Origin of the sequence: Polaromonas sp. 39-63-25, from assembly GCF_002278925.1 — a bacterium.
In the GTDB taxonomy this organism is placed as follows: Bacteria; Pseudomonadota; Gammaproteobacteria; order Burkholderiales; family Burkholderiaceae_C; genus Polaromonas.
Genome location: NZ_NCJH01000024.1, coordinates 42,927 through 66,082, shown reverse-complemented (window position 1 = coordinate 66,082; position 23,156 = coordinate 42,927). Strand labels below are relative to the sequence as shown.

The following is a 23,156-nucleotide window of genomic DNA, read 5'->3' as shown; positions in this document are numbered from 1 at the left end:
CCCGGGATGGACATTACCCAACTGCTGGCTTTTAGCGTCAAGAACAAGGCGTCCGATCTGCATCTGTCAGCGGGCCTGCCGCCCATGATCCGGGTGCACGGGGATGTCAGGCGCATCAATGTCGACCCGCTGGACCACAAGCAGGTTCATGCCATGGTGTACGACATCATGAACGACACCCAGCGCAAGAACTACGAAGAATTCCTGGAGATCGACTTCTCCTTCGAGATTGACGGCCTGGCTCGTTTCCGCGTCAATGCCTTCAACCAGAACCGCGGCGCCGGCGCCGTGTTCCGGACCATTCCCTCGAAAATCCTGACGCTGGAGCAGCTCAACGCGCCGAAAATTTTCGGCGACCTGGCGATGAAGCCGCGCGGCATGGTGCTGGTCACCGGCCCCACCGGTTCGGGCAAGTCCACCACGCTGGCGGCCATGGTCAACTACCTCAACGAAACCGAGTACGGCCACATCCTGACGGTGGAAGACCCGATCGAGTTTGTGCACGAATCGAAAAAATGCCTGATCAACCAGCGCGAGGTCGGCCCGCACACGCTGAGCTTCAGTGCGGCGCTCAAATCCGCCCTGCGTGAAGACCCGGACGCCATCTTGGTCGGCGAGATGCGCGATCTGGAAACCATCCGCCTGGCGATGACGGCCGCTGAAACCGGCCACCTGGTGTTCGGCACATTGCACACCTCGAGCGCCGCCAAGACCATCGACCGGATCATCGACGTGTTTCCAGCCGAGGAAAAAGACATGATCCGCGCGATGTTGTCCGAGTCGTTGCAGGCCGTGATCTCCCAGACCCTGTGCAAGACCAAGGACGGTCAGGGCCGTGTCGCCGCGCACGAAATCATGCTGGGCACCAGCGCCATCCGCAATCTGATCCGCGAGGCCAAGGTCGCGCAGATGTACTCGTCGATCCAGACCGGCAACAGCGTGGGCATGCAGACGCTGGACCAGAACCTGACCGACCTCGTCAAGCGCAACGTCATTTCCGCCGCGGAAGCACGCGGCAAGGCAAAAATCCCCGAGAACTTCCCCGGCTAATCATGCGCCACGCCAGCAGCGGGAACCTGTCCCATACAAGCAGGGGCCGCGGAACCGGCTTTGCCGGGCCGCAGGCGCAGCGGCCCCCTCGGGGGGCAGCGAACCACACGAAGTGGGGAGCGTGGGGGCAATATTTTTTAGGAGCCGCTCATGGAACGCGACCAGGCCAGTAAATTCATCAACGACCTTCTCAAGCTGATGGTCAGCCGCAACGGCAGCGACTTGTTCATCACCGGCGATTTCCCGCCCGCGATGAAGGTCGACGGCAAGGTCACCAAGGTCTCGCCGCAGCCGCTCAATGCAGGTCACACACTGGCGCTGGCGCGTTCGATCATGAACGACAAGCAGGCGGCCGAGTTCGAACGCACCAAGGAATGCAACTTCGCGATCTCGCCGCCGGGTGTCGGGCGCTTTCGCGTCAACGCCTTCATCCAGCAGGGCAAGGTCGGCATGGTGATGCGGGTGATTCCGGCCGTCCTGCCGACGATCGACGGCCTGGGCGTGCCGCAGGTGCTCAAGGACGTGGTGATGTCCAAGCGCGGCCTGTGCATCCTGGTGGGCGCCACCGGCTCAGGCAAGTCCACCACGCTGGCAGCCATGGTGGACTGGCGCAACGAAAACTCCTTCGGCCACATCATCACGATTGAAGACCCGGTGGAGTTTGTGCATCCGCACAAGAACTGCGTGATCACGCAGCGCGAAGTGGGCCTGGACACCGACAGCTGGGAAGCCGCGCTGAAAAACACGCTGCGCCAGGCGCCCGACGTAATTTTGATGGGCGAGGTGCGCGACCGTGAAACCATGGAACATGCCGTCGCCTTTGCCGAAACCGGTCACCTGTGCCTGTGCACGCTGCATGCCAACAGTGCCAACCAGGCGCTGGACCGCATCATCAACTTCTTCCCGGAAGAGCGCCGCGCCCAGCTGCTGATGGACCTGTCACTGAACATGAAGGCCATGATCTCGCAGCGTCTGGTGCCCAAGCAGGACAGCAAGGGCCGCGTCGCGGCGGTCGAAGTGATGCTGAACACGCCGCTGATCTCCGACCTGATCTTCAAGGGTGAGGTCTCCGAGATCAAGGAAATCATGAAGAAAAGCCGCAACCTCGGCATGCAGACCTTCGACCAGGCGCTCTTCGACGCCTTCGAAAGCAACATGATCACCTACGAAGACGCGCTGCGCAACGCCGACTCGGTCAACGACCTGCGGCTGCAGATCAAACTCAACTCCCAGCGCGCCAAGACACAGGATCTGGCAGCCGGCACCGAACACATGTCCATTGTCTAGAGCTACTGCGCGGGCTTGATGCGGTGTTGGTCGGTGCTCACAATCCCTACGTACCCAAAAAGTACGTTCCGGTTGCTGCGCGCCGCCCGCCTCGCCTGAAGCCCGCTCGCTACGCCCTCCCACCTCTTTTCCCTTCTCCCATACCATGAGCAATACCAACCCCAAAACCTACGAACCCGCCCCCTCCCGCAAAGTTGCCTTTCTGGGCCTGGGCGTCATGGGCTACCCGATGGCCGGCCACCTCGCGCTGGCCGGTCACCAGGTCACTGTTTACAATCGAACCGCTACCAAATCAGTAGCATGGTGCGCAGAGTACGCGGGCACCAAAGACCCAAAACATGCCGCAACGCCGCGTGAAGCGGCGCGCGGCGCCGACATCGTTTTTTGCTGCGTCGGCAACGACGACGACTTGCGCGGCGTGACGCTCGGCCCCGACGGCGCCTTTGCCGGCATGCAGCCGGGCGCCATTTTTGTGGACCATACCACCGCATCGGCCGACGTGGCCCGCGAACTGTACGCAGCGGCCCAGGCGCTGAAGCTGCAGTTTGTCGACGCCCCGGTCTCGGGCGGCCAGGCGGGTGCACAAAACGGCGCGCTCACCGTCATGTGCGGCGGCGATGCCGCGGCCTTCGACGCCGTCAAGCCGGCCGGCATGGCGTTTTCCAAAGCCTTCACGCTGATGGGCGCCAGCGGCGCCGGCCAGCTGACCAAAATGGTCAACCAGATCTGCATTGCCGGGCTGGTGCAGGGCCTGAGCGAAGCCATTGCTTTCGGCCAAAAGGCCGGGCTGGACATGAACCAGGTGCTGGACGTGATCGGCAAAGGCGCCGCGCAAAGCTGGCAGCTCGACAACCGCGGCAAGACCATGGTGGCCGACAAGTTCGACTTCGGCTTTGCCGTGGACTGGATGCGCAAGGACCTGGGGCTGGTGCTCGACGAAGCCAAGACCAATGGCGCGCGGCTACCGGTCACGGCCCTGGTGGACCAGTTTTACGGCGATGTGCAGGCCATGGGCGGGCAGCGCTGGGACACCTCCAGCCTGATCCGCCGTTTGAAATAACTCGGTGCGGCGCACCATAGGCGCCTGCTCACCATAAAAAAGGCCGGTGCAAACACCGGCCTTTTTTGTTTCCCCGCGCAGCCGGGATCAGCCGCCGCTGCCCGCCGGACGTGTTGCCGTGGCAGGTTTGGCCGGTTGCGGCACCAGGCTGCGCAGTTCGTCCTCGCTGATGATCTCGAGAATGCGCACCACCTTCTGCACGCCGCGGGCCCCACGGACAATTTCCGTGGCGCGATCAGCTTCACGCTGCGTCACACGGCCCATCAGGTAGACGGTGCCGCGCTCGGTGACCACCTTGAAGGCGTTGGCATAAATGTCGCTGGAGTCGATCAGCAGGGCTTTCACCTGGCCGGTGATCAACACGTCGGAGGAGCGCTGCACCAGCGTCGGACTGTTGATGATGGCCAGTTCATTGACCACGGAGGCCACGTTCTCCACCCGCGACACGACCTGCTCCACCAGCTTTCTGTCCTGCTCGTTGAGCACTTCACCAGTCAGCAGCACCTGGCGGTTGTAGCTGGTCACGCTGACGCGCGCCCGGCTGCCGATGTTGTCGCGCAGGCGGGCCATGGCGCGCAGCTCGATCCCCTCGTCTTCGAGCTGGGCACCCGAGGTGCGCCGGTCGATGGCGACCAGCGCGCCGGCCGCCGCACCGCCCAGAACCAGGGGGAAGCAGGCGCTCAGGCTGCTACCCACCAGGGCAGCGGTGCAAACAGTCAGCAACAGCCGCTGATACGGCCGCAAGGGTCCGGACATGGTTTTGACGGTCATTTAAGTGTTCTCCTGGTCACCAAGTAATTGGGCATCCACGCCATCACAGATACAGTGAAGGGCCAGCAGATGAACTTCCTGAATGCGTGCCGTGCGGTCGTGCGGCACGCAGATGTGCACGTCGGTCTCGCGCAGCGCGGCGCTCATTTTTCCGCCGCTTTTGCCGGTCAGCGCCACCACGGTCATCTCGCGCTCGTGGGCCGCCTCGATGGCCGCCAGCACATTGGCCGAGTTGCCGCTGGTGCTCAGCGCCAGCAGCACGTCGCCGGCCCCGCCGAGCGCGCGCACCTGCTTGGAGAAAATCACGCTGAAGTCGTAGTCGTTGGCGATCGCCGTGAGGATGGAGCTGTCGGTGGTCAGCGCAATGGCGCCGAGCTCGGGCCGCTCGCGCTCAAAACGGCCGACAAATTCGGCCGCAAAATGCTGGGCATCGGCCGCCGAGCCGCCATTGCCGCAGGCCAGCACCTTGCCACCGCTGGTCACGCTGGCCAGGATGGCCTGCACCGCCGCCGCAATCGGCTTGGACAGGATTTGCGCCGCCTGGTACTTCAGGTCGGCACTGTCGATGAAGTGCTGTTCTATACGTTGTTCAAGCATGGGGCAATGATACCGGGTCGGATTTTCGATCAGCGCCCCGCAGCCCCTCCGGCCCGCCAGACGCAATGCATGGTTACAAAATGGGGATGAAACAGCCCTGTGCAAGCGGCTTAGGGCCTGTTCACCCTATTTATACAAGTGCATAAATAGGGTGAACAGGCCCTAGTCCGTCTCGAAGGCGCCGCGCAACCATTCCACCGCCACCGTCTCGGGAGCGTCCAGCCAGCCTTGCACCGTGACCACGTCAAAGCGGCAGGGCGGCAGGCTGGCAAACCGCATCAGGTAATGCCGGGCCGCAAAAATGATGCGCCGCTGCTTGACGGCGCTGACGCTGGCCGCGGCCCCGCCATGCCCCATGCTCCTGCGCTGGCGCACTTCCACGAAGACCAGGGTGCCGTCGGGCGCTCGCATGATCAAGTCCACCTCGCCCCCGCCGCGCCCGGGGGTCCGATAATTGGATTCGACCAGCTTCATCCCGGCGCGCACCAGATGCGCCAGCGCCAGCGACTCTGCCGCATCCCCCAGGCGCTTGGTGGTAATCTGGCCGGGCTGCTCCGCTGCGTCAGCGCCGGCGCCACCCGGTGGCCCTTTTGCAACCTGTTTTCTGGAAAACCACATTGAACGCTTCCTTTGACCTGGCCCTGCCCGCTGCGCGCGCTGCGGCAGGCATGCAGCATTATCCCGAAGCTGCGCTGTATGTGGTGGCCACGCCGATCGGCAACCTGTCGGACATCAGCCTGCGCGCGCTGCACGTGCTGCAGCTGGTGCATGCGATTGCCTGCGAAGACACACGGCATACCCAGACACTGCTGCGCCAGTACGGCATCGACAAGCCGCTGCTGGCCGTGCATGAACACAACGAAGCCCAGGCGGCGCAACTCGTGATCGAACGCCTGCAGCGCGGCGAGCGTGTCGCCTATGTCAGCGACGCCGGCACCCCGGCCGTCAGCGACCCGGGTGCACGCCTGGTGGCGGCCGTGCGTGCCGCCGGGCTGACCATCCTGCCCCTGCCCGGCGCCAGCAGCGTGACCACCGCGCTGAGCGTGGCCGGCATCAGCGGCGGCTCGGGTTTTGTGTTTGCCGGCTTCCTGCCGTCCAAGGCGATGGAGCGGGAGCAGGCGGTGCAGGTGCTGCAGGCTGACGCGCGTGCCGTCGTCATTCTCGAAGCGCCGCACCGCATGGAAGCCCTGGCGCGCGCCATGGCGCCGCTGGGCAGCCGGCTGGTCACGGTCTGCCGCGAACTGACCAAGCAGTTTGAGGAAATCGCCACCGTCGCGGCGCAGGACCTGAGCGCCTGGCTGGCCGCCGGCACCCAGCGCACCCGCGGCGAATTTGCACTGGTGCTGCACCCCGGCGAAGAGGCGCGGGCCAAGGACGACGGCCACCGTGTCCTGCAGCTGCTGCTGGCCGAGCTGCCGCTCAAAACCGCCGTCAAACTGGCCGCCGACATCACCGGCGCGCCGCGCAATGAGCTCTACGAAGCCGCCCTGCAGCTGAAAAAAGCCTGAGGTCCCGCTGATGCGGTGCGGTTCAGTCCCGGTCGTCCGGCGCGTTCACGAACTCCATGCCCGGATGCGCTCTCTGCACCACCTGGTTGCTGTCCAGATACACCCAGTAGAAGAGGTCCTGCAGGTCGTACCAGCGGTAGGTCAGGATGTCGCCCGGCCAGGACGCAACGCGATCCACACGGGTGGGTCGCCCGAACTCGCGCAACACATCATCGCGTGTCCATTTGCCGGGCTCGATGCGCGCAAAATCTCTGGCGTTGAGGACCTGCCGGACGCTGAGCACGCGGCCCGAGGCATCCAGGTCCACCATGAAGGCGAACTGGCCGGTGGGCTGGCCAGAGTACTGCAGGCGCGTGCCCTGGGGGATCGCCACCACGGCGCCGGGCGGGCCCAGGCGGGCCACCACATCGCCTTGCGACATGCCCGGCTGGACGGCACTGAACGGGTGAAGTGCGCAGCCACCGAGCCAGAACAGGTTGGCCACCAGAACAAAAAGAATCTTGGGCAATCGCATGGCAGGTTCCTGGGTTGAAGGGCCGCTGTGTTTGTTATACACCGGCTCGATCGCGGGATTTGACACCCCCGGGCGCAACGGTTGCCCGCACAGCGACAATCAGTCCCCTATGGACAAGCCCCACGCTCCCGCCACCGACCGCAACCGCGACCCCATCCTTAGCGTGCTGCGCGAGCGTTTTGCCGACCGGCGTTCGGTGCTCGAAATTGGCAGCGGCACCGGCCAGCACGCGGTGTATTTCGCGGGCGCCCTACCCTGGCTGCGCTGGCAAACCTCGGATGTCGCCGGCAATTTGCCGGGCATGCGGCTTTGGCTGGATGAAGCCGGGTTGCCCAATACCCCCGCGCCCGTCGCGCTGGACCTGCGCCATGACTGGCCCGATGTGTCGTTTGATGCGCTGTTCAGCGCCAACACCCTGCACATCATGGGCTGGCCTGAAGTACAGCGGCTGTTCCAGGCACTGGGCCTGCACATGCCGCCGGACGGGTTGCTCACGGTGTATGGCCCCTTCAACTACGGCGGCCGTTTCACCAGCGACAGCAATGCCGCGTTTGATGCCTCCCTGCGCGCCGGCAACCCCGCCAGTGGACTGCGCGATGTCGAGGCGGTCCATGCCCTGGCGGCCGGGGCCGGCCTGCACCTGGTGGAAGACCGCGCCATGCCGGCCAACAATCGCTGCATCACCTGGCAGCGCCGCCCGGAAAAGTTCTAAAGCGCCCTTGCCTCGACCTTGCCCGGCCGCAGGGAATACCGGTTGCCAGCGTCCAGGCGTTCCACCTGGACACGCGCGGCCCGGTTGCCGTACACCGAGGCCTTGAGCCATTCGCACTCAGACTGCAACTGTGCCTCGTCACCGAGGCGGGTGTGCCACACCCGGTGCTCCCCGTCCCAGCGGTAACCCCTGGCCTTGAGCAGATCCTTGGCCTCAAAAGGGGCAGCGGTCGCCTGCAGCCGATAGCTGGGCCTGGCCGCAACCGACAGCAGTTGGGCCAGCCCCGTCTGACCGGACACCGGCAGCGGGCTGGCCAGCACCGCCAGCAGCGCGTGGCAGTCCATCTCGGCGCGGTGCGCGTCGTAGAACCAGCCGAGTTCCAGCGCCAGCTGCGTGAGTTTGGCCGAGCCCCGGCCTTCTTTCTTCCAGTCCAGATCGGCGAAGGAACAGGCCCACGGCAAATATGCAAACTGCGCCAGCCTGGCCTCGACAAACGGGCGGTCGAACCCGGCGTTGTGGGCGATCACCAGGTCCGCATCGGCCAGCATGGCCGCCACCCGCGACTCGTCGAGCTTGTGGCCGCGAACCATGTCGTCGCTGATGCCGGTGAGTTCCTGGATCTCCGGCGGAATCGGCATGCCCGGGTCTTCGAGGCCGTCATAAACATCGACGGTGCCGACCGGCAGGCCGGTGGCCAGATCCACATCGACCCGCAGCAGCGCAAGCTCCATGATGCGGTCCCGCGATGCGTCCAGACCGGTGGTTTCGGTATCCAGAATCAGCAGGCGTGTGACCGCCCCTCGGGGCGGGTGCGAAAACTGCTGTTGCACGGGCAGGCGCCGCAGGACGCGGTAATCGGCATGCCGCTCCAGTGCCAACGCCATCGCTTCCGGTGTGAGCGGCTCCGATGCGGGAGCCGGGGGGACGATTCGGGCTTTGCGGATTCGGTTAGGAACGGCCGCTGGCGCGATCGGCGCAGCGTCGTCAAAACCGAATCCCAGTTGGTCTGCAAAAAGTGCGTGACCGTCTGGCTCGGTGTTCATGTTTCACTCCAGGTCATGGGGCACAGGGACTGCGGGGTCTTCGCAGAATAAGGGGAATGGGTACGCCCGTGCGGCCATCAAAAGCAGCCATTGTGCACGGGGGTTATCGCCGAGGCGATTGATTTTAATGATCGTCCCTGTTTTCCAGTGGCAGGGATTTACGACTCGCGCACCCGGTCAGGAACAGCCAGCGACGGAACACCAGACTGGCCGGTGCAGCCGCCTTCACGACTGGAAGATCAGCGCGTCCACCGCGAACCTGACCTGCATCTCGCTCTTTACTAGTTTTCCCCTGATGCTGCAACAGTAATAGGGAGCAAGCGGGTTTTCTAGGACCGAGCCCACAAAATCGCTGAAACAGCAGCGAACTTGGAGGCAAATCCACATACTCCAACTGCTGATCTCTTCAGTCAAGGCCCTCAAAATATCGTTGAGGACATAAACTTTCAATGCCTGCGGCCCTAGGCCTTTCCTGGCCGTTGGCAGTTTCCTGGTCAACTCGGTGACCCGCCGATACTTGTATCCCGGTGAATGCATGCTTCACGCAAGAATAGGTTTCCTATTCAGATTGAGCAAGTTTTCGACAGCAAAAGCACACTTGAAAACTGTTCCCTCATCGAAAGGCCGGCCGGCAATCTGAAGCCCAATCGGCATTCCTTCCTTGTCGAAGCCACAGGGAACCGAGATCGCAGGCAGGCCGGTGAGATTGAACGGATAGGTCAAACGCCACGATGCAGCCAGAACACTTTCATCCTCACCGGCGACACTGAGCGTTTTCCGCCCCTTTTTCCAGGCGGTGATGGGCTCGGTAGGGGTCACGACAACATCGACCTGCTCGAAGATGCGTTTGAATTCTTCGCACAGGAGTGTCCTCACCTGTTCAGCCTTCAAATAGTCAACGGCAGAAACAAGTCGTCCCATCTCCACCAAATCCCGCACGTCCTTTTGGTAAGCCCTGGAGACGCCGGTGGCAACATGACGGTCATGGTAGGCGCCGGAGGATGCCAGTTCAATGGCATAGATGGCGGCCAGACCATAGGCCAGGAGAGGGATGCGAAAGTGCACGATGCGAGCGCCGCTGTTCTGCATGGCGGCAATGCTGTCAGTGACAGCTGCCTGTACATCAGACGTGTTCCGATCCATGAAGTGGTTGTCGATGACGCCGATACGAAGACCCCGGAGGCTGGCACCTATGCCGGCTGTGTAGTCCGGCACAGGCTGATCTTGGCAAGCCGGATCTCGGGGGTCATACCCTGCCAGCACATTCATCGTGATCGCGGCATCTTCAACCGTGCGGGTCAGCGGTCCTGGATGGTCAAGCGACCAACTATGAGGGACGATACCGACGCGACTGATTCGTCCGAAAGTTGGCTTGATGCCCACCGTTCCACAAAAGCTCGCGGGAATGCGAACCGATCCTCCAGTGTCTGAACCCATCGCCAGAGGCACGAAGCCCGCTGCGACACTTGCTGCCGATCCACCGCTAGATCCGCCAGGAATGCGCTCGAGGTCCCAAGGGTTGGAGACCGGGGGGCTCACAGTGCCCCAGGCAAACTCGTGGGTACGCGTCTTTCCAAGAAGAACACACCCCGCAGTTCTGAGTCGTTGTGCGCATGCCGAATCTTCGTTTGCAAAATCCACACCGGCCGCGCTGGATCCCGCAGTCGTTGGCATGTCGGCGGTCAGGTAGTTGTCCTTCAGCGCTACTGGGATGCCGTCGAGCGGCCCCAGGATGCCGCCTCGGCGCCGACGCCTATGGTCGGATGCGTGAGCCTGCTCCATGGCATGCTCGGATATGTGAATGAAGCTCTGGATAGATCCATCATGCTTCTCGATTCGATCCAGCAGATGTTGTGTGAGTTCTACGCTGCTGAAGTGGCCTTTCGCCAACCCTTCGCCGAGTCCTTTGAGCGAGGTCCATTCGATGGAGACAGATTTCATGCGGCGCTCCGGTAGGCAGCCGTGGGCTCGAAGATAATGGCCGGGTGCACCTCTGCCAAGTCAATTTCGCGCAGCTTCGCAATCTCGGAAAGAATAGGTTCGTAGGCTGCGACGACCTCCATGAGCCTCTCCGGGCTGAGGGTCGTGCCCGTCAGTGCCCCGATGTGTTCTGACAATTGACCAGGAGGCGAGGAGTGTTGAGTCATGAGTTTTTCCTGCAGATGGCGGGTGGGGAATGCTTGCTAAGCAAAGTCAGGGCCATCCAGTTCCGGGGGCCATGGACCGTATTCCATGCGACCGGGTCAGAGACTTGCTATCCAGTGGACAACCCCTTGCTGAACTGTATGTGAGCACTGTCCCTTCGGTACTCTCTTTGCAATCAATTGGTGCATGTTGGGACCATAAAGTGGTGCACTCAGTCCATCATGGTGCAAGTTTGTTTCTATATATTCAACTCAGTTTCCAATGAAGAAAATAATTGATCCCGAGATTCACCGCTCGCCTACAGACAAGAAATTGGTGGCGCCTGCCGCCAGCAAGGCGCCCGCGGACCATATGGCCATAGGCGCCAGGCTCCGTCATGCCCGCTTGGTGAAGGGCTTGCTCATCAAGGACTTGGCCGAGAGAGTAGGGGTCTCTGTCAGTCTTATCTCAAAGTATGAAAACGACAAACTGCTACCGCCGCTGACAGTGCTTCACAAGCTGGTTTCCCAACTGGAAACCAACATAGGAGCCCTGTTCGATTCCAACTGGAGCGGCGTCGGCTACATAGCACGCTCAGGGAGCCGCCCCCGCATTTCAGCGGCCGGGGAGGGTGATTCCGTGGGCGTCACGCTCGAGCGCATCATCCCCAGCGGCATGGGACACCTTCTGCAGGGCAACATACACATCGTGGCTCCCGGTGGCGGCAGCATGGGGCCCATGTCCCACGAGGGTGACGAGGTGGGCTACGTGCTGGAAGGTCGACTTGAACTGTCCATTGACGGTACCACCCACGATCTGGGTCCCGGGGATTCTTTTGCTTTTGCATCCCATCTGGCCCATACCTATCGCAACCCCGGGGGAAACGTGACCCGGGTGCTGTGGATCAACACGCCACCTACTTTCTGAACACCCACCAGCCGGGTCGGCCTTGGCACACCTTTTGCTCAACGTGTTTCATCTTGTTCAACTAAGGTGAATCATGATTGGGTCCGGGGATGCAGGTGCGATTGCGCCGGTTCGTGTGGCGTGCTGCCAGATCGCGCCAGAAGTTGGTCACAAGAAAGCCAACCTCGACAAAACAGCTGAATTTATCGAGCGAGCAGCTCGCGAAGGCGCACAGATCATCGTCCTGCCCGAACTTTGCAGCTCGGGTTACGTGTTCGAAAGCAGGGCTGAGGCGTCGTCATTGGCCGACGCCTATAGCGATGGTGAAACCACCAGTCACTGGGCGAACATGGCTCGCGACCTGGATGTTTACATCGTCGGCGGCTTTGCAGAAAAATCGCCTGGTGAGTTGTTCAATGCGGCTGCCGTGATTGGGCCCCAGGGTCGGATTGGTCTCTTCCGGAAAGTACACCTGTGGGGAGACGAAAACTTGTTCTTCTCTCCAGGGGATCTTGGATTTCCAGTCTTTGCGACCGAATACGGAACCATCGGCGTCGGTATTTGCTACGACGGCTGGTTCCCAGAGTTCTACCGAACCTGCGCACTCAAGGGCGCAGAATTGGTCTGCGTCCCAACGAACTGGGTGCCGATCCAAGGACAGGATCCCAAGCGTGAGGCTATGGCAAACATCCTCACAATGGCCTCCGCGCACGCCAACTCAATCTACATTGCTGCTGCCGATCGGGTTGGTGTCGAGCGGGGTCAACCCTTCATTGGTCAGAGCCTGATTGCTGGTTACGCCGGCTGGCCCGTCGGCGGACCGGCATCGGCCACAAAAGAGGAAATCATCCTCGCTGACCTTGATCTCGCCAGCGCACGGCGCGCTCGCCGCTGGAATGACTTCAACCAGGTACTGCGTGACCGTCGCCCCGACGCATACCGGTAACCTTTTTTTTCGTGCCTCTCTTTTCTTCAACGTCCCCAAGGAGCTCCCAATGAATGTGCCGAAGTTGTTTCGTCTTACCCTCTCTGCAGGCGTCTGTCTGATCGCTCTGGGGTCCCAAGCCGCAGACCCCATCAAGATCGGAATTCCGGTCGGCCTCAGTGGCGCCAACAGTGTCGTTGCACCCTCTGTGGTGCAAGCAGCTGAACTTGCTGTCGAGGAGATCAACGCGAAAGGTGGCGTTTTGGGGCGCAAGCTCCAGCTGGAAGTGGCTGATGACGCCAGCGGGGCCGCTGGAGCGCAGAAGGCCTTCGATTCACTCATCTACCAGAAGAAAGTCGATGCACTGATTTCGATGGAAACCAGTGCAGCTCGCAATGCCGGCCTTCCTATCGTTTCGCGCGGCAAGGTGCCCTACATCTACACCTCGTTCTACGAGGGAAAGTCCTGCAACCCCTACATGTTCGTCAATGCTTGGGTCCCTGACCAGCAGGTTGCGCCCATCGTTGATTTCTTCATGAAATCCAAAAAAGCCAAGAGCTTCTTCCTCATTGGTAGCGACTATGCGTTCGGTCGCGGGATGCTGGAGTTCACAAAGAACTACATCGCCAAGAAGGGCGGCACGGTTTTGGGCGAAGAATATCTGCCCATGGATGGGTCCGACTGGACGGCGGTCATCAACAAGCTCAAGACGGCCAAGCCTGATGCCATCATCACCTCGACTGCAGGCGGCGCTCCCAACGTAACGCTGACCAAGCAGCTGCGCGCAGCAGGCATCAATTTGCCGTACGGCAACTTGGCGGTCGACGAAGGAACGGCCAAGGACATGGGTGCTGACGCGGAAGGAATCGTGATCTCGGGCTCGTATCTCACGAATATTGACAGCCAGAAAAACAAGGATTTCCTGGCTGCAATGAAGGTGAAATTTGGCGCCAACCTCAAGACGCCAAACGACCTGTCGGTCCCTCAGTACGAAGGTGTCTATCTGTACAAGGCAGCCGTGGAGAAGGCCGGGACGACCGCAGCGGACAAGGTCATCCCTGCGCTGGCGGCAGTTTCGTTCGAAGGTCCCCGCGGCCTGATTCAAATGAACAAACAGCGGCACGCCCCACTGACCATGTATCTGGGCCAGGTTCAGAAAGACGGCAGCATCAAACTGCTTGAGAGCTTCAAGAACGTGGATCCTGGAGAGCAGTGCCCGAAGCTCAAGTGACTCATCTGTCATCTGAAGTAACGCTTTCATTGCTTCGAGAGAAGGGCACCGCCGGTGCCCTTCTCCGTCTAGAGGATTTGTATGTCCATACTTTTTGACATCATGAGCACGGCCGGCATCCTGTTCATCGTCTCGTGCGGTTTGTTGCTGATTTTTGGTGTCATGAAAATCATCAACTTTGCGCATGGTGGTTTTCTTACGCTTGGTGGTTATGCCCCTCTTTTGATCACGCAGATGGGCTGGAATCCTTGGCTTGGCGCTCTGCTCGCTTTCGCCATGGGGTTGGTTTTCGGAGCTGTCGTCGAACGGTTGGTCGTCAAACCACTGCACGCCAGACCGCTGGACGCCATTCTGGCTACTTGGGGTCTTGGCATCATCATCGGACAAGTGATCACGTTGATCTTTGGCCGCGGTGTGCAGTTCGTCCAGAGCCCCCTTGAGGGCACAGTCAATTTATTTGGAACAGACTATTCCTTTTATCGTCTGGCTCTCGTGGCTTTGGCCTGCCTGATGGCAGCAGGCATTGGCGCTGTTCTCAATGGGACGCGCCTTGGGCTAATCACCCGTGCAGTCACCATGAACGAATCGCTTGCGAGAGCTCTCGGGGTGAACAGTGCATGGGTTCGATTGTCGAGCTTTGCCATTGGTGCAGGCTTGGCGTGCCTTGCCGGAGCGCTGATCACGCCGCTGTCAAGCGTGGATCCGAACATGGGCGTGCCCTGGCTGACCAATGCATTCATGCTCGCCATGATTTCGGGCACATCTCTGGCGAGTCTTGCCTTGTCCAGCGTTGTACTCGGTGCAGCACAGGTTCTCATTAGCGTCCATGTCAGTCCCATACTTGGTTCGCTAACGATCGTTGTTCTGGGTGCAGTGGCACTTCGCATCCGTCCGGAAGGGTTTGCCCGTGGTTGAGCCGCTTACCCCCACGATCAAGGCTGGCGGTAGTGCGAATCCACGTACTCGCGTCAACCCCAACATGCTGCTGCTCATTGCTGCCGCGGCGTTGCTATTGGCCTCTCCTTGGGTTTTGCCGGATTTCATGCAAAACACATTGGTCAGGGCCTGCCTGTATGGCGTAGTCGCTATCGCAGTAGATCTGCTGTGGGGATACACGGGCATTCTCACCTTTGGTCAAGCGACGTTCTTCGGTATTGGGGCCTATGCGACGGGCCTGATGTTTACCCACGTCGGTTTCTCGCCTGGAACGGTCATATTTGCACTGTTGGGTGGAATTGCCGTGAGTATGGCGGTGGCGGCCCTGGTGGGCGTGCTCTCCTTCTATCCGGGAGCGACCCCTCTCTATGCATCGGTGGTCTCCCTCGTGCTACCCATTGTGGCCACGCAGATCATCTTTTCCGGTGGAACGTTCACGGGCTCCAGCAGTGGACTGTCCGGGTACGAAAGTTTTGATTTTGGGATGCACACCTGGCTATGGCTTTGCGGTGGTTTCCTGATGCTCACGACTGCCGTGGCCATGCGATTCGTCAAGAGCGATACAGGCCGCCTATTGATTGCCATCAGGGAAAATGAGTCTCGCTGCGACTATCTGGGAATTAATACTTCAAGGGTCAAGATCCAGCTCCTCGTGGGACTGTCAGCCATAAGCTCTGTGGCAGGCTTCTTGTATGCCTGCTATGGCATGGTGGTTGCGCCAGAGATGGCGGGTTTCCAATTCGGCACCGAGATCTTGATCTGGGTGGCACTGGGCGGACGCGGCACGATCCTCGGGCCGGTGTTCGGTACCTTGCTCATTGATATCAGCTCGGCCTACTTGAGTGGTGATCTGCCTTTTGTCTGGAAGCTGCTGCTTGGCATGGCTTTCGTCATCGTGATCGTCGCGCTACCCAAAGGGCTTTTGCCAGCAGTGGCGCAATTGCTGGGTCGCAACAAGTCCAACCCATCCAGGGATAATCATGGGAAGCTTCTGGTTGCGGAAGAACGCCCCTTGCAGGGATTGGCCGCGCGGGGGGGAACCGCACTCTCCGCCAAGGGCGTGACGCGTGATTTCGGCAGCCTGAGCGTGCTGCGCAATGTGAACTTCACCGCTGGCCACGGGGAACTCCTCTCTCTGGTAGGACCCAACGGCGCGGGCAAGACCACCTTGATGCGTTGCATCAGCGACGGCAGGGAGCGCACAGGCGGTGAGATTTCGCTCAACGATCACCCAATCGGCAAGTTGCCTCCTTTCGAATGCGTTCGCTTGGGCATCGGACGAAAGTTTCAGACAGCCAATGTCTTTGATGAACTGACAGTACTGGATTCTCTGGCTATAGCCCGGACTCGTCTCGACAAGCCGAGCCTGTGGCACCGCACCCAAAATGTGGCGTTGCCATCACCAGCGCTCAACATTATCAGAACAACCGGTCTGGAGTCGCTGCTGGGAACACCTTGCCGACTGTTGTCGCATGGTCAGAAGCAGGCGCTGGAATTGGCCATGGTTTTGGCGCTTGAACCCAACATTGTCCTGCTCGACGAACCCACGGCAGGCTTGACCAAGCCCGAGCGAACCGCGATCGGACAGACGCTCATTGGCTTGGCAAGGGAACACCAGATGTGCGTGGTATTGATCGAACACGATCTCGACTTCGTCTGCGATATCAGTACCCGTGTGATCGTTCTGCACCAGGGTGAAATCGTTCTGGATGGTTCGGTTGCCGATGTAGTCCACTCCGAGCTCGTCAGAGACATCTACGCCGGAAGCGCAGCTTTACCATCTGACGAAGAACCCGCTCAGGAGAGAAAGATATGAGCGATGAAATCCTCCGCCTTGACGCGCTTAGCTGTGGTTACGGTCAGGCGATGGTGATCCGTGACCTGAGCCTGTCCATCCAACGCGGAGAGGCCCTTGCTCTCCTGGGCAAGAACGGCATGGGGAAATCGACTTTGCTCAGGGGCATCATGGGCTTCCTGCCTCGACAGGGTGGCACGGTCTTTTATCGCGGAGAGCCTTTGGCTTCGGGGATGCCACATCTCCTCGCTGAGCAGGGCGTTGCCTATGCACAGCAGGAAAAGGCTGTGTTCCAGGACCTCAGTGTAGAAGACAACTTACGCATCGCCGTTGCGGATCGCCGGCAGTTTTCGAGGGGTTTGGAGCGCATTGCTGACTACTTTCCGTTCATTCCACAGCGCCTGCGCCAGAAGGCGGGAACCCTCTCGGGAGGCGAACAGAAAATGCTCATTCTCGGCCGAGCCTTGATGATGGAACCGACGCTGCTGCTTGTCGACGAGATCAGCGAGGGCCTTCAACCATCAGTGATTGAGCGCATCGCCAGGGTGCTTCATACCGAGCGTAATACCTCATCGGTTGCCATGCTGATCGTCGAGCAGAACGTGGGTTTCGCCCTCCAGACGGCTGATCGCTATGCAGTTCTAGAGCGAGGTGAATTGGGCGTGTTGCGTGGCACCCAAGATGCCGATGCACATGTTCGCATTCTCGACGAGTTGGGAGTTTGAAGGCATGGAACTCAACACGTTTTCAATAGTAGGTCGATGCGAGCGCACAGGCCAACTCGGCGTGGCTGTCAGCAGTGCCGTGCCGGCAGTTGGATCAATGTGCATCTACATCCAGCCGGGTATCGGCGCTGTTTCAACACAGTCATGGGTCAATCCCTATCTGGCCATGGAAGCATTGGCTTCCATGCATGAGAAAGCCGATGCTTCGCAAGCGCTGGCAAAGGCAATTGCCGACGATCCTGATTCTCGTTTGCGGCAGATCGGATCTATCGCGATATCAGGCTCCGGTGCCGCGTTCACCGGTGCTGACTGCACAACCTGGAAAGGACATCTTGTTGGAGGCGACTACGCCATCCAGGGCAACATGCTCACCGGTCCTGAAACGCTGGAAGCCATGCGGCAAACCTGGTTGAACGATTCGTCGATGGACCTGGCTGAACGCCTCATGCAGGTTCTTGAAGCAGGTGATCAAGCAGGTGGTGACTTCCGTGGCAAGCAGTCTGCGGCACTGAAGGTGACGGGGCGGGAGATCTACGCAGAGGTTGACCTGAGAGTAGACGAACATTGCGAACCTGTCACTGAACTGCGTCGTGTTTTCGAAGTGGCCAAGCATCAACTGCTGCCCTTTGTCCAAGGCATGCCCAAGCGTCATGGGCAGACTACTGCCTTGCCTGAGTCGGTCATCCAAATGCTGTTGAAACCACCAGCATCCCGCGTTGCTGGCTAACGCTGCAGCCCAACCCGTACAAAACATGCCAAGTCAACCTCAACATGTATCCTTCCTTGACTCTGAGGGGCTGACCTGAACGCCTGGTCAACACCATTTCGCCAGTTGGACTGGAAGAATGCTGCGTCGAACCCTTGAGGGATCTGCTTAGCATCTCGTGTCAGCGTCCATCTGAACCGCATCATTGCCAACTCGATGATCCTGCCGATCTGGTGCGAAAGGCCAGCGTACAAAGATAGGGAAATTCTGCTGGGCCTCGAGTGGGCCATGGAAGGGCCACAGGAAACGACCTGCCATCTGCTTCGGCCCTCGGCTCCAGCGCCCAGTGTGGCCCGAGAGTCCCGCTGAAAAGCCAGTTAAACATCGCTAGGCCGTTGCATGGGCCACTAGAGGCTCACGTAAGTCATTGATTTTGGTGCGGCTGGCGGGGATCGAACCCACGACCCTTGGCTTCGGAGGCCAATACTCTATCCACTGAGCTACAGCCGCAACGCTGAAAACATGGCATCTACCGGCGCTTTGCAGCGGATAGACAACCCGCAAGGGCAGACGCTGGGCGCACTGCACTTGTGGAAGAGCCTGATTCTATCAGTCGGACAGGCCGCTTCCGGGATTTACAGGGGTGACGGCTATAATCAAAGGTTGTCGAATATGAGTTGCTTTAGTTACCGATTTTTAGTTTTTTGAGGAAGCCATGAGCGCAAACGATCCAACGACGGCCCACGAAGAAGACCACTCAGGCCCCATCAAAACACCCAAGCAGCTCCTGCTTGCCGTTTTCTTCTCTTTTGTAGTCCCTGTTTTTGCCATCATTGCGCTGGTTTATTACGTCTCGTCGGACAACAAACCTGCCGCGGGTGCTGGTGACCTCGAGAAGGCGGTGGCGCAGCGCATCCAGAAAATCGGCATGGTTGAAATCCGCGATGCCAACCGTCCGCTGAAAACCGGCGCCGAAGTGTATGCAGCGCAATGTGCCGCCTGCCACGCCACCGGGGCCGCCGGCGCACCCAAGTTTGGCGACGCAGCAGCCTGGGCACCACGCATCAAAACCGGCTTCGAAGCGCTGTGGAATTCCTCCCTCAAAGGCAAAAACGCCATGGGCCCTCAGGGCGGCGGCGATTTTGACGATGTCGAAATTGGCAAGGCCGTGGTGCACATGGCCAATGCTGCCGGCGCAAAATTCGCCGAGCCGCAAAAGGCGGCAGATGCAGGCGCTGCAGCGCCGGTCGCTCAAGCGGCTCCTGTTGCCGCCGCTCCCGCAGCAGCGGTTGCTCCTGCAGCGCCCGTGGTGGTGGCCGCTACTGCACCGGCTGCAGCGTCCAAAGCCGGTGTCGGCGAAGCGTTGTACAAGCAGGCCTGCATTGCCTGCCATGCGTCAGGTGTAGCCGGTGCTCCCAAGCTTGGCGACAAGGCCGCCTGGGCGCCGCGCATCCAGACCGGTCTGGACATGCTGACGGCCAGCGTGATCAAAGGTAAAAATGCCATGCCGCCCAAGGGAGGCTCCTCTGCCTCCGACGCGGATCTCCGGGCGGCCGTCGAATACATGGTCAGTGCCGCCAAATAAGCGGTATCCGCTCTACCAAAAAAACCGGTCTCTGACCGGTTTTTTTATGGTCAAAACAGGCTCAAGCCCCTGAGGTACAAGCGCAGACAGCTAGCAAATCAATAGCACTAAACAGGCTGGTCGCGGCTGGCGGCCGGGCTGCGCACATAACCGAAACGGGACGGCAAGTCCCGGGTGGCCGCCTCCCCAGGCACCCACAGGCCCTGCTCGATCGCCTCCGACGCCTGCATCATGTCCTGGGTGTGCACCAGGCCAAAACCAATGTCGGTTTCCAGATAGAGCCGGCCGTGTTCATCGAGAATGCAGCGCTGCAAGCGCGCGGGCCGGCCGGTGTGCGCGGTCACTGAAAAATCCGGGGCGCTGCCGATACGCCAGACCAGCGGTGTCGCCTCGAGTTCGACATAAACGCGTTGCGGCCCGTTCTGGAAAAACCACTGACCGGCCGCGTCGCTTTCGTAGTTGCGGGCGATGAAGTCGATCAGCTTGTCGTGTTTGAGCAGCGAACCCTTGCCCGCTGCCGTGCCGCCGGCAAAGGGGCCCGCCGCCTGGGCCTTGTCATCGCGCATGTACCAGTTGCCGCGCGCGTCCAGACCCAGCCAGCCGTAGCAGTGCGGGACGTTGGGCCACTTGGCAATGGCCTGGCGAACAATGTCATCCATGCTGCTTATTCTGCCCCGCTTGTTGTGGCGCCGAGATGCGTCGAGAAAAACCCGCACACCGCCTCGGGCATGGCGCGCACATGCCCCGGAAAAGGCGCCGACGGGAAACCGACGTGGCCACCCTCGCGCGGCTGCCAGAGCGTCACGGCTGCACTCACGTCACCGGCCTGCGGCAGGCTGGCGGCCGGGATGAAGGGGTCATTGCGGGCATTGAGCGCCAGCGCCGCGACCGCGATGCGCCGCATGTGCGGTTTGGCCGAGGCGCGCGCCCAGTATTCTTCGGTGTTCCTGAACCCATGCAGCGGCGCCGTGACGATATTGTCGAAGGCATACAGGTCGCGCGCCGCGCGCAGGGCGTCGGCACTGAACAGGCCCGGGTGCTGCTCCAGCTTCCTGAGCGCCTTGGGCACCATGGAGTTCAGGAACATGCGGGTGTAGACCAGGCGGTTGAAACCCCGGCCAATCGCATGGCCGCTGGCCGCGAGGTCCAGCGGGGAGCAGACCGAGGCGACGGCGTCCACCACACGGTCTGCCGAAGTTTCCATTTCGCCCGCCCAGCGCATCAGGGCATTGCCGCCCAGAGAAATGCCGACGGCAAACAGCGGACCGGCATGGCCGGCCCGGAAGCGCCGCAGGATCCAGTCGATCTCCTCGAAATCGCCCGAATGGTAGGCACGCGGCGCGCGGTTGAGCTCGCCCGAGCAGCCGCGAAAATGCGGCACGGCGCAGGCCCAGCCGCGCACGCGGGCGACATCGGCAAATGCTTCCGCATAGTGGCTGGCCGAAGACCCTTCCAGGCCGTGAAAAACCACCAGCAGGGGTTCGCGCCCTGCCGCGGCGCCCGCACCCGCGCTGGCATGGCGTGCGAAGTCCACATCGACAAAATCATCATCTGGCGTGGTCCAGCGCTCGCGGCGAAAGCTCGGCGCCTCGGCCAGGTAACGCTGCGAGCGCAGCGCGGCATAAATGGTCTGCAGGTTGCCGCCGGGCAGCCACCATGGGGCGTCGTAAAACATCGCGTCTTCCGCCTCAGTGCAGCACTTGCGGGCTGTCGGAGATTTCCTGCATCTCGCGGGGCGTGCCGGGGCTGGCATGGTGGGCCACCAGGCGCCAACCCTGCGCCGTCTTGTGGTACACGTTGGTGGCGATCACATAAGCATGGCGCGGGCCCTCTTCGGTCATGACCTCGATGCGCTCGAGCACGCTGTGCACGCTGGCGCCCATGGCTTCGATCTTGCGGACCTTTTCGGGATGCGCCCGAATGCTGCCGTTGGCAAACATGGCGTCAAAGGCAGCGCGTATCGCACCCGCGCCCACAAGCCGCGCTCCGCCGGGGTGAACACAGACAATGTCGTCTTCGTCGGCCCAGCAGGCCATCAGCCGCTCGATGTCGCCGCCCTGCAGCGCCTCGTAAAAAGCCGTCTCGATCTCATCGGCATTGCCGCTGGTGGCCGGGGAAACTTTGGGTTTTCGCATGGGTAGATAGGGGGATGTGTATGTTCAGTCCGCCGGGGAGGGTTGCCCTGTATTAAGCCACGCCCGCACCACGTCCTGCATGCGGGGCGCCTGCACGGCCTGCCACAACAGTTCGGGCGCCACCACATGGATGCCCGGCGGCAGCACCCGCAGGACCACATCCACAAACTCGGCCAGCCCGGCGGGACGCACCGGTTGCGCTGCGGACGGGATCATGTAGCTGAGGGCGGACAACATCCAGGCGGCGACCTTTTCGGGCAGACTGCCGCCCCGCGGCGCCAGCTGCTTTTGCGCAGAACGCACCAGCAGCACCCTTTCGAACCCCAGCGCGGCCACCTGCTGTTCGTCAATGCTGGCCAGGCCGTGGCGCAGCGCCTGCGGCAGCCGGCCTGGCGCGTGGGGCAACACCAGCACCAGGGTCTGGACGCCACAACGCCTGAGCCACTGCGCCAACGCGGGCAGCTGGGCCGGCTGCGGCGTCCAGAGCGCGCGCTCCCGGTCATGGTACAGCCGGGGCGGCTCGAACATCACCACCCCGGTCTGCACCGGCAGCGGTCGCACCGGCCAGGCAGCGATGTCCTCCCCGCGCACGGCCGTTATCGAGACCTGCGCCAGCCCGGTGCTCATGGGCTCGTGGGCGAGCACGTGGGTGTGCGCAAAGCCGCCGCTGCCGGCCAGCCGGCGCAGCACCTCGCTGCCCAGCGCGCCGGTGGCACCCGCCACGATCAGGCCCGGCCGGGCCGCAGCCGCGGCGGACACCGGCCGCAAAGATGCCTGCAACACATGCCGCGGATCAGGGGCCTGGAGGGAATAAATGAGAGGGCTGAGAGGGTGCGGCGACATTCGACTATGGTAGTGTTGCAGCTTGCACTTTTGGAGGCTTGCCATGAAATCACTTTTTTTCAGCCGGGGCCTTGCCGGCCTTTTCACCGCTCTGGCCCTGCTGCTGTCGGGCTGCGGCTATAACGATTTCCAGCGCCTGGACGAGCAGACCAAGTCGGCCTGGTCGGAAGTCCTCAACCAGTACCAGCGCCGCGCCGATCTGGTGCCCAACATCGTTGCCACCGTCAAGGGTGAGGCGAATTTCGAGCAGGAAACCCTGACCAAGGTCGTGGAAGCCCGAGCCAAAGCCACCTCCATGCAGGTGACGCCGGAGACCCTGAACAACCCCGAAGCCTTTGCGAAATTCCAGGCGGCGCAGGGCGAGCTCAGTTCTGCCCTGTCGCGCCTGCTGGTGGTGACGGAAAACTACCCCAACCTCAAGGCCAACCAGGGCTTTCAGGACCTGCGCGTTCAACTCGAGGGTACGGAAAACCGCATCACGGTGGCGCGCAACCGCTACATCCAGGCGGTGCAGGCCTACAACGTGCTCGCACGCAGCTTTCCGAACAACCTGACGGCCATGGTGTTCGGCTACACGGTCAAACCCAACTTCAGCGTGCAAAACGAGGCACAGATCTCGACCCCGCCGACCGTGGACTTCAACAAGAAATAATCGGCCCAGCGCCTTGCCTGTCGTGTCCCGCCCTTTGTTTTGCCTCCCGGG

General features: G+C 61.3%; 25 protein-coding genes and 1 tRNA gene. 14 read left to right on the top strand and 12 right to left on the bottom strand.

The features are described from left to right. Nucleotides 1-6: 6 nt before the first annotated feature. The 3 genes from B7X65_RS20890 (at nt 7) to B7X65_RS20880 (ending at nt 3,397) form a co-directional block, all read left to right on the top strand. Nucleotides 7-1,050, top strand: a complete 1,044-nt coding sequence (locus B7X65_RS20890; protein WP_077592542.1) for a type IV pilus twitching motility protein PilT — start codon at nt 7-9, stop codon at nt 1,048-1,050. Between the two features lie 150 nt (nt 1,051-1,200). Beyond that, nucleotides 1,201-2,337 carry a PilT/PilU family type 4a pilus ATPase gene (locus B7X65_RS20885; RefSeq protein WP_293596190.1) on the top strand — a complete coding sequence of 379 codons (1,137 nt, stop codon included), beginning with the start codon at nt 1,201-1,203 and terminating at the stop codon, nt 2,335-2,337. Nucleotides 2,338-2,482: 145 nt separating this feature from the next. After that, entirely contained in the window at nt 2,483-3,397 is a 915-nt protein-coding gene (locus tag B7X65_RS20880) for an NAD(P)-dependent oxidoreductase (protein ID WP_293596189.1), read from the top strand. An 87-nt stretch (nt 3,398-3,484) separates the two neighbouring features. Here B7X65_RS20880 and B7X65_RS20875 read toward each other — a convergent pair whose 3' ends face one another. From B7X65_RS20875 to B7X65_RS20865, 3 genes are all read right to left on the bottom strand, one after another. Next, the gene (locus B7X65_RS20875; protein WP_293596200.1) at nt 3,485-4,153 is read right to left on the bottom strand and encodes a BON domain-containing protein; all 669 of its coding nucleotides are present in this window, start codon (nt 4,151-4,153) and stop codon (nt 3,485-3,487) included. 15 nt (nt 4,154-4,168) lie between these two features. Beyond that, nucleotides 4,169-4,765 carry a phosphoheptose isomerase gene (locus tag B7X65_RS20870; RefSeq protein WP_096669309.1) on the bottom strand — a complete coding sequence of 199 codons (597 nt, stop codon included), beginning with the start codon at nt 4,763-4,765 and terminating at the stop codon, nt 4,169-4,171. Between the two features lie 162 nt (nt 4,766-4,927). Then, the gene (locus tag B7X65_RS20865) at nt 4,928-5,383 is read right to left on the bottom strand and encodes a YraN family protein (protein WP_293596188.1); all 456 of its coding nucleotides are present in this window, start codon (nt 5,381-5,383) and stop codon (nt 4,928-4,930) included. Nucleotides 5,384-5,433: 50 nt separating this feature from the next. Here B7X65_RS20865 and rsmI point away from each other — a divergent pair, with 50 nt between their 5' ends. Continuing rightward, nucleotides 5,434-6,273, top strand: a complete 840-nt coding sequence (gene rsmI, locus B7X65_RS20860) for a 16S rRNA (cytidine(1402)-2'-O)-methyltransferase (protein WP_293596199.1) — start codon at nt 5,434-5,436, stop codon at nt 6,271-6,273. A 22-nt stretch (nt 6,274-6,295) separates the two neighbouring features. Here rsmI and B7X65_RS20855 read toward each other — a convergent pair whose 3' ends face one another. Then, nucleotides 6,296-6,787 (bottom strand): hypothetical protein, encoded by a 492-nt coding sequence (locus B7X65_RS20855; protein WP_293596187.1) that lies wholly within the window; start codon nt 6,785-6,787, stop codon nt 6,296-6,298. Between the two features lie 109 nt (nt 6,788-6,896). Between B7X65_RS20855 and B7X65_RS20850 the strand changes: the two genes are divergently transcribed. Beyond that, on the top strand, nt 6,897-7,499 hold the full coding sequence (locus B7X65_RS20850) for a DUF938 domain-containing protein (RefSeq protein ID WP_293596186.1): 603 nt from the start codon (nt 6,897-6,899) through the stop codon (nt 7,497-7,499). On the opposite strand, the gene B7X65_RS20845 is transcribed toward B7X65_RS20850, so the two are convergent. The 3 genes from B7X65_RS20845 to B7X65_RS20835 form a co-directional block, all read right to left on the bottom strand. After that, nucleotides 7,496-8,542, bottom strand: coding sequence for a 3'-5' exonuclease (locus tag B7X65_RS20845; RefSeq protein ID WP_293596185.1), 1,047 nt, complete (start codon nt 8,540-8,542; stop codon nt 7,496-7,498). The genes B7X65_RS20850 and B7X65_RS20845 overlap by 4 nt on opposite strands. A gap of 540 nt (nt 8,543-9,082) precedes the next feature. Then, a complete protein-coding gene (locus tag B7X65_RS20840; RefSeq protein ID WP_293596184.1) occupies nt 9,083-10,483 on the bottom strand; it encodes an amidase in 1,401 nt (466 codons plus the stop codon). After that, on the bottom strand, nt 10,480-10,689 hold the full coding sequence (locus B7X65_RS20835) for a hypothetical protein (protein WP_293596183.1): 210 nt from the start codon (nt 10,687-10,689) through the stop codon (nt 10,480-10,482). The genes B7X65_RS20840 and B7X65_RS20835 overlap by 4 nt, the downstream gene beginning before the upstream one ends. 259 nt (nt 10,690-10,948) lie before the next feature. Between B7X65_RS20835 and B7X65_RS20830 the strand changes: the two genes are divergently transcribed. The 7 genes from B7X65_RS20830 to B7X65_RS20800 all read left to right on the top strand — a co-directional run bounded on the left by B7X65_RS20830 (nt 10,949) and on the right by B7X65_RS20800 (nt 17,911). Further along, the gene (locus tag B7X65_RS20830) at nt 10,949-11,593 is read left to right on the top strand and encodes a cupin domain-containing protein (RefSeq protein WP_293596182.1); all 645 of its coding nucleotides are present in this window, start codon (nt 10,949-10,951) and stop codon (nt 11,591-11,593) included. Nucleotides 11,594-11,666: 73 nt separating this feature from the next. After that, nucleotides 11,667-12,518, top strand: a complete 852-nt coding sequence (locus B7X65_RS20825) for a nitrilase family protein (protein WP_293596181.1) — start codon at nt 11,667-11,669, stop codon at nt 12,516-12,518. Between the two features lie 49 nt (nt 12,519-12,567). Beyond that, nucleotides 12,568-13,728 (top strand): substrate-binding protein, encoded by a 1,161-nt coding sequence (locus tag B7X65_RS20820; RefSeq protein ID WP_293596180.1) that lies wholly within the window; start codon nt 12,568-12,570, stop codon nt 13,726-13,728. A gap of 81 nt (nt 13,729-13,809) precedes the next feature. Then, nucleotides 13,810-14,643 (top strand): branched-chain amino acid ABC transporter permease, encoded by an 834-nt coding sequence (locus B7X65_RS20815; RefSeq protein WP_293596179.1) that lies wholly within the window; start codon nt 13,810-13,812, stop codon nt 14,641-14,643. Then, a complete protein-coding gene (locus B7X65_RS20810) occupies nt 14,636-16,480 on the top strand; it encodes an ATP-binding cassette domain-containing protein (protein ID WP_293596178.1) in 1,845 nt (614 codons plus the stop codon). The genes B7X65_RS20815 and B7X65_RS20810 overlap by 8 nt, the downstream gene beginning before the upstream one ends. After that, entirely contained in the window at nt 16,477-17,184 is a 708-nt protein-coding gene (locus tag B7X65_RS20805) for an ATP-binding cassette domain-containing protein (RefSeq protein ID WP_293596177.1), read from the top strand. Before B7X65_RS20810 ends, B7X65_RS20805 begins: the two co-directional genes overlap by 4 nt. A gap of 4 nt (nt 17,185-17,188) precedes the next feature. Beyond that, nucleotides 17,189-17,911: a DUF1028 domain-containing protein gene (locus B7X65_RS20800; protein ID WP_293596176.1), complete on the top strand. Its 723-nt coding sequence runs from the start codon at nt 17,189-17,191 to the stop codon at nt 17,909-17,911. A 413-nt stretch (nt 17,912-18,324) separates the two neighbouring features. Here B7X65_RS20800 and B7X65_RS20795 read toward each other — a convergent pair. Then, a tRNA-Arg gene (locus B7X65_RS20795) sits at nt 18,325-18,400 on the bottom strand. 205 nt (nt 18,401-18,605) lie between these two features. Between B7X65_RS20795 and B7X65_RS20790 the strand changes: the two genes are divergently transcribed. Next, nucleotides 18,606-19,475, top strand: coding sequence for a c-type cytochrome (locus B7X65_RS20790; protein ID WP_293596175.1), 870 nt, complete (start codon nt 18,606-18,608; stop codon nt 19,473-19,475). A 107-nt stretch (nt 19,476-19,582) separates the two neighbouring features. Here B7X65_RS20790 and B7X65_RS20785 read toward each other — a convergent pair whose 3' ends face one another. From B7X65_RS20785 to B7X65_RS20770, 4 genes are read right to left on the bottom strand one after another with little or no spacing between them, the layout of a single operon-like run. Beyond that, a complete protein-coding gene (locus tag B7X65_RS20785) occupies nt 19,583-20,134 on the bottom strand; it encodes a DUF2946 family protein (protein WP_293596174.1) in 552 nt (183 codons plus the stop codon). A gap of 5 nt (nt 20,135-20,139) precedes the next feature. Next, the gene (locus tag B7X65_RS20780; protein ID WP_293596173.1) at nt 20,140-21,150 is read right to left on the bottom strand and encodes an alpha/beta fold hydrolase; all 1,011 of its coding nucleotides are present in this window, start codon (nt 21,148-21,150) and stop codon (nt 20,140-20,142) included. Nucleotides 21,151-21,163: 13 nt separating this feature from the next. Next, nucleotides 21,164-21,610 carry a nuclear transport factor 2 family protein gene (locus tag B7X65_RS20775; protein ID WP_293596172.1) on the bottom strand — a complete coding sequence of 149 codons (447 nt, stop codon included), beginning with the start codon at nt 21,608-21,610 and terminating at the stop codon, nt 21,164-21,166. Nucleotides 21,611-21,634: 24 nt separating this feature from the next. Further along, on the bottom strand, nt 21,635-22,453 hold the full coding sequence (locus B7X65_RS20770; protein ID WP_293596171.1) for a hypothetical protein: 819 nt from the start codon (nt 22,451-22,453) through the stop codon (nt 21,635-21,637). Between the two features lie 43 nt (nt 22,454-22,496). On the opposite strand from B7X65_RS20770, the gene B7X65_RS20765 reads away from it, so the two are divergent. Further along, nucleotides 22,497-23,105: a LemA family protein gene (locus B7X65_RS20765; protein WP_293596170.1), complete on the top strand. Its 609-nt coding sequence runs from the start codon at nt 22,497-22,499 to the stop codon at nt 23,103-23,105. Nucleotides 23,106-23,156: the final 51 nt, after the last annotated feature.

Bases quoted from the DNA above. Each gene is read 5' to 3' on its own strand.
- B7X65_RS20890 (WP_077592542.1), top strand. From the start codon at position 7: ATGGACATTACCCAACTGCTGGCTTTTAGCGTCAAGAACAAGGCGTCC.
- B7X65_RS20885 (WP_293596190.1), top strand. From the start codon at position 1,201: ATGGAACGCGACCAGGCCAGTAAATTCATCAACGACCTTCTCAAGCTG.
- B7X65_RS20880 (WP_293596189.1), top strand. From the start codon at position 2,483: ATGAGCAATACCAACCCCAAAACCTACGAACCCGCCCCCTCCCGCAAA.
- B7X65_RS20875 (WP_293596200.1), bottom strand. From the start codon at position 4,153: ATGTCCGGACCCTTGCGGCCGTATCAGCGGCTGTTGCTGACTGTTTGC.
- B7X65_RS20870 (WP_096669309.1), bottom strand. From the start codon at position 4,765: ATGCTTGAACAACGTATAGAACAGCACTTCATCGACAGTGCCGACCTG.
- B7X65_RS20865 (WP_293596188.1), bottom strand. From the start codon at position 5,383: ATGTGGTTTTCCAGAAAACAGGTTGCAAAAGGGCCACCGGGTGGCGCC.
- rsmI (WP_293596199.1), top strand. From the start codon at position 5,434: ATGCAGCATTATCCCGAAGCTGCGCTGTATGTGGTGGCCACGCCGATC.
- B7X65_RS20855 (WP_293596187.1), bottom strand. From the start codon at position 6,787: ATGCGATTGCCCAAGATTCTTTTTGTTCTGGTGGCCAACCTGTTCTGG.
- B7X65_RS20850 (WP_293596186.1), top strand. From the start codon at position 6,897: ATGGACAAGCCCCACGCTCCCGCCACCGACCGCAACCGCGACCCCATC.
- B7X65_RS20845 (WP_293596185.1), bottom strand. From the start codon at position 8,542: ATGAACACCGAGCCAGACGGTCACGCACTTTTTGCAGACCAACTGGGA.
- B7X65_RS20840 (WP_293596184.1), bottom strand. From the start codon at position 10,483: ATGAAATCTGTCTCCATCGAATGGACCTCGCTCAAAGGACTCGGCGAA.
- B7X65_RS20835 (WP_293596183.1), bottom strand. From the start codon at position 10,689: ATGACTCAACACTCCTCGCCTCCTGGTCAATTGTCAGAACACATCGGG.
- B7X65_RS20830 (WP_293596182.1), top strand. From the start codon at position 10,949: ATGAAGAAAATAATTGATCCCGAGATTCACCGCTCGCCTACAGACAAG.
- B7X65_RS20825 (WP_293596181.1), top strand. From the start codon at position 11,667: ATGATTGGGTCCGGGGATGCAGGTGCGATTGCGCCGGTTCGTGTGGCG.
- B7X65_RS20820 (WP_293596180.1), top strand. From the start codon at position 12,568: ATGAATGTGCCGAAGTTGTTTCGTCTTACCCTCTCTGCAGGCGTCTGT.
- B7X65_RS20815 (WP_293596179.1), top strand. From the start codon at position 13,810: ATGTCCATACTTTTTGACATCATGAGCACGGCCGGCATCCTGTTCATC.
- B7X65_RS20805 (WP_293596177.1), top strand. From the start codon at position 16,477: ATGAGCGATGAAATCCTCCGCCTTGACGCGCTTAGCTGTGGTTACGGT.
- B7X65_RS20800 (WP_293596176.1), top strand. From the start codon at position 17,189: ATGGAACTCAACACGTTTTCAATAGTAGGTCGATGCGAGCGCACAGGC.
- B7X65_RS20790 (WP_293596175.1), top strand. From the start codon at position 18,606: ATGAGCGCAAACGATCCAACGACGGCCCACGAAGAAGACCACTCAGGC.
- B7X65_RS20785 (WP_293596174.1), bottom strand. From the start codon at position 20,134: ATGGATGACATTGTTCGCCAGGCCATTGCCAAGTGGCCCAACGTCCCG.
- B7X65_RS20780 (WP_293596173.1), bottom strand. From the start codon at position 21,150: ATGTTTTACGACGCCCCATGGTGGCTGCCCGGCGGCAACCTGCAGACC.
- B7X65_RS20775 (WP_293596172.1), bottom strand. From the start codon at position 21,610: ATGCGAAAACCCAAAGTTTCCCCGGCCACCAGCGGCAATGCCGATGAG.
- B7X65_RS20770 (WP_293596171.1), bottom strand. From the start codon at position 22,453: ATGTCGCCGCACCCTCTCAGCCCTCTCATTTATTCCCTCCAGGCCCCT.
- B7X65_RS20765 (WP_293596170.1), top strand. From the start codon at position 22,497: ATGAAATCACTTTTTTTCAGCCGGGGCCTTGCCGGCCTTTTCACCGCT.